This window comes from Roseisolibacter sp. H3M3-2, assembly GCF_029211165.1.
GTDB lineage: Bacteria > Gemmatimonadota > Gemmatimonadetes > Gemmatimonadales > Gemmatimonadaceae > Roseisolibacter.
In genome coordinates, this window is the sequence record NZ_JARGEK010000184.1 from 1 (window position 1) to 9,137 (window position 9,137).

Annotated in this window: 11 protein-coding genes; all 11 read left to right on the plus strand. The window is 75.3% G+C overall.

Features of this window, described 5'->3' with window-relative positions:
- On the plus strand, window positions 1–1,288 hold a 1,288-nt coding region (locus PYV61_RS15050; RefSeq protein WP_275832969.1), incomplete at its 5' end, for an amidohydrolase family protein.
- A gap of 113 nt (window positions 1,289–1,401) precedes the next feature.
- Window positions 1,402–2,304 carry a histone deacetylase gene (locus tag PYV61_RS15055; protein WP_275832971.1) on the plus strand — a complete coding sequence of 301 codons (903 nt, stop codon included), beginning with the start codon at window positions 1,402–1,404 and terminating at the stop codon, window positions 2,302–2,304.
- Window positions 2,305–2,383: 79 nt separating this feature from the next.
- Window positions 2,384–2,632: a hypothetical protein gene (locus PYV61_RS15060; RefSeq protein ID WP_275832973.1), complete on the plus strand. Its 249-nt coding sequence runs from the start codon at window positions 2,384–2,386 to the stop codon at window positions 2,630–2,632.
- 72 nt (window positions 2,633–2,704) lie between these two features.
- Window positions 2,705–3,577, plus strand: coding sequence for an alpha/beta fold hydrolase (locus PYV61_RS15065; RefSeq protein ID WP_275832975.1), 873 nt, complete (start codon window positions 2,705–2,707; stop codon window positions 3,575–3,577).
- A 110-nt stretch (window positions 3,578–3,687) separates the two neighbouring features.
- Window positions 3,688–5,442 carry a DNA polymerase/3'-5' exonuclease PolX gene (gene polX, locus PYV61_RS15070; protein ID WP_275832977.1) on the plus strand — a complete coding sequence of 585 codons (1,755 nt, stop codon included), beginning with the start codon at window positions 3,688–3,690 and terminating at the stop codon, window positions 5,440–5,442.
- Entirely contained in the window at window positions 5,432–6,109 is a 678-nt protein-coding gene (nth, locus tag PYV61_RS15075; RefSeq protein WP_275832979.1) for an endonuclease III, read from the plus strand. The genes polX and nth overlap by 11 nt, the downstream gene beginning before the upstream one ends.
- Window positions 6,110–6,116: 7 nt before the next feature.
- Entirely contained in the window at window positions 6,117–6,950 is an 834-nt protein-coding gene (locus tag PYV61_RS15080) for a glycosyltransferase family 2 protein (protein ID WP_275832981.1), read from the plus strand.
- Window positions 6,951–6,977: 27 nt separating this feature from the next.
- A complete protein-coding gene (locus tag PYV61_RS15085; RefSeq protein WP_275832983.1) occupies window positions 6,978–7,439 on the plus strand; it encodes a peptidylprolyl isomerase in 462 nt (153 codons plus the stop codon).
- A 26-nt stretch (window positions 7,440–7,465) separates the two neighbouring features.
- Window positions 7,466–7,642 carry a hypothetical protein gene (locus tag PYV61_RS15090; RefSeq protein ID WP_275832986.1) on the plus strand — a complete coding sequence of 59 codons (177 nt, stop codon included), beginning with the start codon at window positions 7,466–7,468 and terminating at the stop codon, window positions 7,640–7,642.
- 111 nt (window positions 7,643–7,753) lie between these two features.
- Window positions 7,754–8,404 carry a TetR/AcrR family transcriptional regulator gene (locus PYV61_RS15095; RefSeq protein ID WP_275832988.1) on the plus strand — a complete coding sequence of 217 codons (651 nt, stop codon included), beginning with the start codon at window positions 7,754–7,756 and terminating at the stop codon, window positions 8,402–8,404.
- Window positions 8,401–9,137 (plus strand): TolC family protein (locus tag PYV61_RS15100; protein WP_275832990.1); only part of this gene is annotated, 737 nt, incomplete at its 3' end. The genes PYV61_RS15095 and PYV61_RS15100, both read left to right, overlap by 4 nt.

Sequence of the window (9,137 nt, forward strand, 5' to 3'; positions counted from 1 at the left end):
CGCCGCGCAGGCGCCGGCCGGCACTCCCGCCGCCGCGCCGGTCGTGCTGCGCGCCGCGCGCCTGTTCGACCGCGCCGGCGCCGCGCCGGCGCGCGTCCACGTCGTGGTCGTGCAGGGGGAGCGCATCGTCGCCGCCGGGCCCGCGTCGCGCGTGCAGGTGCCGGCCGGCGCGCGCGTGATCGACCTCGGCGACGCGACGCTGCTGCCGGGGTTCATCGACATGCACGTGCACATCGCGGGGCGCTCGCTCTCCGACCCGAAGGCCGACCTGTCCACGGTGCGCGACCTCGACGCCTACCTCGCGATCCGCGGCGTCGACAACGCGCGCAAGACGCTGCTGGCCGGCTTCACCACCGTGCGCACCGCGGGGTCGGCGGCGTTCGCCGACGTGGCGCTCAAGCAGGCGATCGACGAGGGCGTCGTGATCGGCCCGCGCATCCAGCCGGCCGCGCACTCGTTCGGGATCACCGGCGGCCACTGCGACGACAACGGCTGGCACCCCGACGTCAACCAGAAGGACTACCGCACCGGCACCGCCGACGGCCCCGACGAGATCCGCAAGGCGGTGCGCTACCAGGTGAAGTACGGCGCCGAGGTGATCAAGGTCTGCGCGACCGGCGGCGTGCTCTCCGAGGGCGACGCGGTGGGCGTGACGCAGTACGGCGCCGAGGAGATGCGCGCGGTCGTCGAGGAGGCGAAGCACCACGAGCGGAAGGTGATGGCGCACGCGCACGGCGCCGAGGGGATCCGCATCGCCGCCGAGGCGGGGGTCGCGAGCATCGAGCACGGCTCGTTCGTCGACGAGGCCGGCGCGCGGATGATGCTGCAGAAGGGCACGTACCTCGTCCCGACGCTGAGCGCCGGCGAGATGGTCGAGGGCGCGGCCCGGCGCGGGCGCCTGACGGGGCTGCGCGCCGAGAAGGCGCTGGCCGCCGCCGAGGCGATGCGGAAGGGGACGCGCCTCGCGGTGCGCCTCGGCGTCCCGATCGCGCTCGGCACCGACGCGGGCGTGGGCGACCACGGCACCAACGCGCGCGAGTTCCGGCTGATGGTCGAGTGGGCCGGCCTCACGCCGACGCAGGCGCTGGTCGCCGGCACGTCGGGCGCCGCCAAGCTGCTCGGCTGGCAGGACCGCGTCGGCACCCTCGCCGCGGGCCGCCTCGCCGACGTCGTCGCGGTGCCGGGCGACCCGACGCAGGACGTGACGGCGACGGAGCGCGTGGCGTTCGTGATGAAGAACGGCGTGGTGCACCTCGGGCCGGGGGCGGCGCAGACGGCGAACCGGTGATCGCACGCCGACCCGCACTTCGCGGCGCTCGGCGCCCGGCGCTCGATCCGTTCGCGGCGGCAACGCGAGCGCCGAGCGCCGGGCGCCGAGCGTTTCACGGAGGGCGGTGACGCGTGCCCCTCCACCTCTGGAGCTCCGCCGCCTACGCCATCCCGCTCCCCGACGGCCACCGCTTCCCGATGCCGAAGTACGCGCTGCTGCGCGACGGCGTGCTGGCGGAGGGGCTGGTGCCGCCGGGGCGGCTGCACGACCCGGGGCGCGCGGCGGTGGAGGACCTCCTGCTCGTGCACACGCCGGAGTACGTGCGGCAGGTGACCGACGGGACGCTCCCGGCCGCCGAGCAGCGGCGCATCGGGCTGCCGTGGAGCGAGCGGTTCGTGGAGCGCGCGTACCGCGTGGTGCGCGGCACCTGCGAGGCCGCCGAGGCGGCGCTGCAGCACGGGGTGGCGATGAACCTCGCGGGCGGCACGCACCACGCCTTCCCGCACCGCGGCGAGGGGTTCTGCACCTTCAACGACGTGGCGGTCGCGGTGCGCCGGCTGCGGCGCGCGGGGCACGTGCGGCGCGTGGCGGTCGTCGACCTCGACGTGCACCAGGGGAACGGCACGCACGCGTGCTTCGCCGGCGACGCCGACACGTACACGTTCAGCATGCACGGCGCGCGCAACTTCCCCTTCCACAAGGTGCCGGGGACGCTCGACGTCGAGCTGGACGACGGCGCGGGGGACGACGTCTACCTGGCGCTGCTGGCCGAGCACCTGCCGCGCGTGCTGCACGCGGCGCGGGCCGACCTGGTGGTGTACCTCGCCGGCGCCGACCCGCACGAGGGGGACCGGCTGGGGCGGCTCAAGCTGACGTTCGACGGGCTGCGGCGGCGCGACTGGATGGTGCTGGAGAGCTGCCGCGAGGTCGGGCTCCCGGTGTGCGTGACGATCGCCGGCGGCTACGGGCGCGACGTGCGCGACACGGTGGCGGTGCACCTGAACACCGTGCGGCTCCTGGCGCAGTTCGCCTGAGCGACGCCCAGCGGTGGCGGCTGGCTCGTGGGTTGCACGCTGAGGGGCGACCCCGATGCGACCCCAACCGGAGCCCGCCATGTCCCGCCCGTTCCTCCGCGCCGCGCTCGCCAGCGCCGCCCTCGCCCTGGCCGCCTGCGGCGGCAAGGAAGCCGCCGTCGCCGACTCCGCCGCCGCGGCCGCCTCCCCCGACAGCGCCGGCCTGACCACGACGCCCCCGCAGCCGGGCGGCCCGATGAACATGGTCGACAGCGGCACCAAGGCGCCGACCACCGGCGAGACGGCGGCGGTGGACACCATGCGGACGGACACGACGAAGCGACCGTGAGCGTGCGCTGCGGGGTGCGGGCTGCGGGTTCCTGATCCGCAGCCCGCAGCCCGCAGGCGTTAAGGTTCCCGCATGCCCGCCCCCATCCCCCCGCCGCGCGAGAGCGGCACCGTCCCCGGCGCCGACGGCGTCCCCCTCTACTGGGCCGCGTGGGGCCCGGCCGGCGCGCCGCGGGTGCTCGTGCTGCACGGCGGGCCGGGGGCGCACCACGACTACCTGCTCCCGCAGCTGCTGCGCGTCGCCGAGGGGCGCGACGCGGTGTTCTACGACCAGCGCGGCGGCGGGCGCTCGCGGACCGACGACCCGACGCCGGTCACCTGGCGCACGCAGGTGGACGACCTGCGGGCCGTCGCCGACGCGCTCGTCCCCGACGGGCCGCTGCACCTCGTCGGCTACTCGTGGGGGGCGCTGCTGGCACTGCTCTTCGCGCTGGAGGGGGGCCGCGCGCCGTCGTCGCTGACGCTGATCGACCCGGCGCCGCTGTCGCGCGCATACCGGCAGACGTTCGAGGCCGAGTTCGCGCGGCGCTCGCAGTCGCCGGCGATCCAGGCGATGCGCGCCGAGCTGCAGGCGAGCGGGCTGCGCGAGCGCGACCCCGACGCCCACCGCCAGCGCGCCTTCGAGCTGAGCGTCGCCGGCTACTTCCACGACCCGGAGCGCGCGCGCGACCTCACCCCGTTCCGCGTCACCGGCCGCGTGCAGCAGTCGGTCTGGGACTCGCTCGGCGACTTCGACCTCGTGCCGCGGCTCGGCGCGGTCGCCTGCCCGACGCTCATCGTGCACGCCCGGCAGGACCCGATCCCCCTCGCCAGCAGCGAGGCCGCGGCGGCCGCCATGCCGAACGCGCGACTCGTGGTGATCGAGGACTCGGGGCACGTGCCGTACGTGGAGCAGCCGGAGGCGCTGTTCGCGGCCGTGCTCCCCTTCCTCGACGAACAGCGCTAGACACGGAGGGACACGGAAACCGGGGGATGGACTGAAGTCGAGAGTCTCTCCCCCGGTTTCCGTGTCCCTCCGTGTCTGAAGCTCTTGCCCATCCAGGCTAGATTCCGGGCATGGACCCGCGCTCCGCCGCCCACGCCCTGACCCGCATCGCCGCCCTGCTGGAGCTGCGCGGGGAGTCGCGGTTCAAGACGCGGGCGTACGCGACCGCGGCGCGGGCGGTGGCGGCGCTCGACACCGACGACCTCCGGCCGCTGCTGCGCGACGGGTCGCTGGAGTCGGTCCCCGGCGTCGGCCCGGCCACGCTCGCCGTGCTGCGCGACCTGGCGACCACCGGCGAGTCGGCGCTGCTGGAGCGGCTGCTCGACGACACGCCCGAGGGGCTGCTCGAGCTGCTCCGCATCCCCGGACTCGGCGCCGCCAAGATCCACGCGCTGCACGAGCGGCTGGGCGTGGCGTCGGTGCACGACCTCGCGGAGGCGGCCGCCGACGGACGGCTCACCACCGTCCCCGGCTTCGGCGAGAAGACCGCCGAGCGGGTGCTCAAGGGGATCGCGTTCTACCGGCAGAGCGGCGCGCGCGTCCTCTACCCCCGCGCGGCGGTCGAGGCGGCGCGGCTGCTGGCCGACGTGGAGCGGCACCCCGACGTCGCGGCGGCGGCCGTCGCCGGGTCGGTGCGGCGGCGGCGCGAGGTGGTGTGCGACGTCGACCTGGTCGCGGCGCTGCTCGGCGACCCGGCGGCCGCCGCGGCGTCGTTCGCGCGCGGCCCGGCGGTGCGCGAGATCGCCCGCGCCGAGGGCGGGTCGGTGTGCGTGCGCTACGTCGACGGCACGCAGCTCGACCTGCACTGCGTGGCGCCGGAGCGGTACGCCGTCGCGCTCTGGCGCGCGACGGGGAGCGCGGAGCGCGTCGCCGAGGTGGCGGCGCGCCTGGCGGCGCGCGGGCTCACGCTCGACGGCGACGAGCTGCGCGACGCCGCCGGGCGCGCGGTCGAGGTGCCCGACGAGGCGGCGCTGTACGCGCGCGCCGGGCTCGCGTTCGTCGTCCCCGAGCTGCGCGAGGGGCGCGGCGAGGTCGAGGCGGCGGCCGCCGGCCGGCTCCCGGGGCTGATCGAGCCGGGGGACCTGCGCGGCGTGCTGCACTGCCACTCGACGTGGTCGGACGGCGCGGCGTCGATCGCCGACATGGCCGACGCGGCGCGCGCCCGCGGCTGGTCGTACCTCGGCGTCACCGACCACTCGCAGTACGCGTCGTACGCCGGCGGGCTGCTCCCCGACGCCGTGCGCCGCCAGCACGACGAGATCGACGCCCTCAACGCCGGGTGGGCCGACGCCGGCGACGGCTTCCGCCTGCTCAAGGGGATCGAGGCCGACATCCTCCCCGAGGGACGGCTCGACTACGACGACGCGACGCTCGACCGCTTCGACTTCGTCGTCGCGTCGGTGCACTCGCGCTTCGGGATGCCCGAGGCCGAGATGACGGCGCGCGTCTGCCGGGCGATGGACGACCCGCGGCTGACCGTGCTCGGGCACCCGACGGGGCGGCTCCTGCTGGCGCGCGAGGGGTACGCGATCGACATGACGGCGGTGCTGGACAAGGCGGCCGAGACGGGGGCCGCGATCGAATTGAACGCCGACCCGCACCGGCTCGACCTCGACTGGCGCCTGTGCCGCGAGGCGAAGGCGCGCGGGATCACGATCGCGATCGGCCCCGACGCGCACTCGCCGGCGGGGCTCGACAACGTCGCGTTCGGGGTCGGGATCGCGCGCAAGGGGTGGCTGGAGCCGGCGGACGTGCTGAACGCCCGGTCGGCGGAGGACGTGCTGGCGTTCGCGCGCCGGCGCCGCGGATCGACCCATGCCGACTGAGACGCCGAAGCGCCGCCGCGCCATCCCGAAGAAGGCGCTCCCCGCCCACGCGACCGCGCTGTACGCGGCGCTGGCGGCCGAGCACCCCGACGCGCACTGCGAGCTGACGCACCGCGACGCCTTCGAGCTGCTGTGCGCGACGATCCTGAGCGCGCAGTGCACCGACCGGCGCGTCAACATGGTCACGCCGGCGCTGTTCGCCGCCTACCCCGACGCGCGCGCGCTCGCCGGGGCGCGGCAGGAGGACGTCGAGGACCTGGTGAAGTCGACCGGGTTCTTCCGCAACAAGGCGAAGAACCTGATCGCGATGGCGCGCGCGCTGGTGGCCGACCACGGCGGCGAGGTCCCGCGCACGATGGACGCGCTGCGGGTGCTCCCGGGCGTGGGGCGCAAGACCGCGAACGTCATCCTCGGCAACGCCTACGGGATCAACGAAGGGGTCACCGTCGACACGCACGTGCAGCGGCTGTCGCGGCGCCTGGGGCTGACGCGCGAGGAGGAGCCGGTGAAGGTCGAGGCGGCGCTGATGCCGCTCTTCCCGCGCGAGTCGTGGGCGATGCTCTCGCACCTGCTGATCTTCCACGGCCGCCGCGTGTGCGACGCGCGGAAGCCGCGGTGCGGCGACTGCGCGCTGGCGGCGATGTGCCCGTCGGCGGGCGTGGGGTGACGCGGCGATGCCCCCGACGACCACGCTGCTGATCGCGACCTACAACTGGCCCGAGGCGCTCGGGCTGGTGCTGCGGTCGGCGCTGTCGCAGTCCACGCTGCCGGGGCAGGTCGTCGTCGCCGACGACGGCTCGGGGGAGCCGACGGCGAACGTGGTGCGCGACCTCGGGCCGCGCTTCGCCGCCGCCGGCGTGGCGCTCGACCACGTGTGGCACCCCGACGAGGGGTTCCGGCTGGCGGCGATCCGCAACCGGGCGCTGGCGGCGGCGCGCGGCGACTACGTCCTCATGGTCGACGGCGACTGCGTGCTGCACCCCGACTTCGTGGCGTCGCACGTCGGGTTCGCGCGCCCGGGGACGTTCGTGCAGGGGAGCCGCGTCCTCGTGTCGCGCGAGCGGTCGGCGCGGGCGCTGGCGGAGGGGAGCACGCGCTTCTCGCTGCTCGACCGGGGGCTCAAGAACCGGCAGAACGCCGTCCCGTCGCGGCTGCTGTCGGCGCTGGTGCGCGCCGACCAGGACCCGCTGCGCGGGACGCGCGGGTGCAACATGGCCTACTGGCGCGCCGACGCCGAGCGGGTGAACGGGTTCAACGAGCGGTTCGTGGGGTGGGGGCGCGAGGACAGCGAGTTCACGGCGCGCATGCTGGCCGCCGGGCTGGAGCGGCGGAAGCTCAAGTTCGGGGGGATCGTCTTCCACCTCTGGCACGACGAGCGCCCCCGGAGCGCGGTGGACGAGAACCACCGCCTGTACGAGGAGATCGTCCGCACCCGGGCCTGCCGGTGCGAGGCCGGGCTGGATCGGCACGCTCCCGGCCACTCTCCCGGTCCGGATCGGGGCGTTTAGCTTTCGGCCGTCTCCTGACCCGGAATCATGACCAAGCGCGCCACCTTCGAGACCAACAAGGGCACCTTCGTCGCGGAGCTCTACGACGCCGAGGCCCCCAAGACCGTCGCCAACTTCGAGAAGCTCGCCAACGACGGCTTCTACGACGGCGTGAAGTTCCACCGCGTGATCGCGGACTTCGTGATCCAGGGGGGCGACCCGTACTCCAAGGGGGGCGAGCACGCCAAGGGCCCCGTCGGGACGGGCGGCCCCGGGTACACGATCCCCGACGAGCTGGTGGGGAACCCGCACAAGCACGAGGAGGGCGCCCTCTCCATGGCGCACGCCGGCCCGAACACGGGCGGCAGCCAGTTCTTCGTCGTGCTGAGCGAGCGCAACACGCGGCACCTCAACGGCGTGCACACCGTGTTCGGCAAGGTCGTCGAGGGGCTGGACGTGACCAAGAAGATCGTCCAGAACGACGTGATGACCACCGTCCGCGTCGCCTGACCCCCTCCCCCGCACCCTCCCCTCCCATGTCCGCCCACCACCACGAGGACGTCAGCCGCGACAAGGGCCCGGCGTTCGTCGGGCTCGTCGCCGGCATCGTCCTGATCGGCGCCTTCGTCTACGCGATGGTCCTGTGGACCAACTCGCGCTTCGAGGGGCACGCCGCCGGCGGGGCCGCCGCGGCGACCGAGGCGCACAAGTAAGGCGCGCAGGTCGGCGCTTGCACGACTGACCGGTCGGTCATTACGTTGGTCGGGTCCGGGCGCGCCTGTCGCGCCCTTTCTCGACGACCGGCAATGACTGACCAGTCAGTTTTGGATACGAATGCGCTCGACGTCGGGCGGCGACGCGCCCCCGACGAGCGACCCCAGCAGATCGTCGACGCCGCCCTCGCGGTCTTCGGCGAGCGCGGCCTCGCCGGCGCCCGCCTCGACGACATCGCCCAGCGCGCGGGGATCGCCAAGGGGACGATCTACCTCTACTTCCCGAACAAGGAGGAGCTGTTCCGGGAAGTGGTGAGCCGCACCATCGTCGCCCGCCTCGACCTCGCCGAGCGCGAGCTGGCCGACGGCGGCGAGCGGGGCCCAGAGGCCCAGCTGCGGACGTTCATGCGGACGTGGTGGGAGTTCGTCCGCACCCCCGAGTTCCTCACGGTCTACCGCCTCGTCGTCGGCGAGCTGCACCGCTTCCCCGACCTGGCCACCTTCTACGTCCGCGAGGTCGCGGGACGCGCGTTCCGGATCGTCGGCCGGGTGATCGCCCGCGGCGTCGAGCAGGGCGTCTTCCGCCCGGTCGATCCCGAGAGCACGACGCGCATGGTCGTCTCGCTGATCATCACGCAGGCGATCTGGACGCAGAAGGCGATCGCCGCCGCGCGCAACCCGGACGAGGTCCGCGACGACGTGTGCGCCTTCGTGTTCAGCGCGCTCCGCCCCGAGGCCGCGTGCGCGGAGGGTGGGCGATGACCGCGCGCCTCCTCCCCGCCCTCGTCGTGCTGGCGCTCGGCGCCCCGGCGCTCGCGGCGCAGACGGCCGACACCACGCTCACCCTCGGCCAGGCCGCCCGGCTGGCCGCCGAGCGCAGCGCGCAGGCGCAGCTCGGCCGGCTGCGCGCCGACCAGGCCGCGGCGCGGGTGACGCAGCGCCGCGCCGAGCTGCTCCCCAACCTGTCGGCGCTCGCCAGCGACAACACGCGGACGCTCAACACGGCCACCTTCGGCCTCGACTTCCCGACCGGGACCAACCCGGTGACGGGGGAGCCGAACCCGCCGGTGTTCGACCCGAACGGGCAGGTGGTCGGCCCGATCCAGATCCTCGACGTGCGCGGGCGCGTCGCGGCGCCGCTGCTCGACCTGGGGGCGCCGGGGAGCGTGCGCGCCGCGCGCACCCGCGCCGACGCCGGCCGCGTGGAGGCGACGGCGCAGGCCGAGGCGGCCGCCGCCACCGGCGCGGCGGCGGACGAGCGCGTGCAGCGCGCCGAGGCGCAGCTGCAGAACCGCGCCGCCGACTCGGCGTTCGCCGCCGAGCTGGTGACGCTCGCGCAGCAGCAGCTGCAGGCCGGCACCGGCGTGGGGCTCGACGTGACGCGGGCGCGCGCGCAGCTGGCCGCGGCGCGCGCGCAGCTCATCGGCGCGCGCAACGAGCGCGACCGGACGCACCTCGAGCGGCTGCGCGCGCTCGACCTGGCGCTCGACGCGAC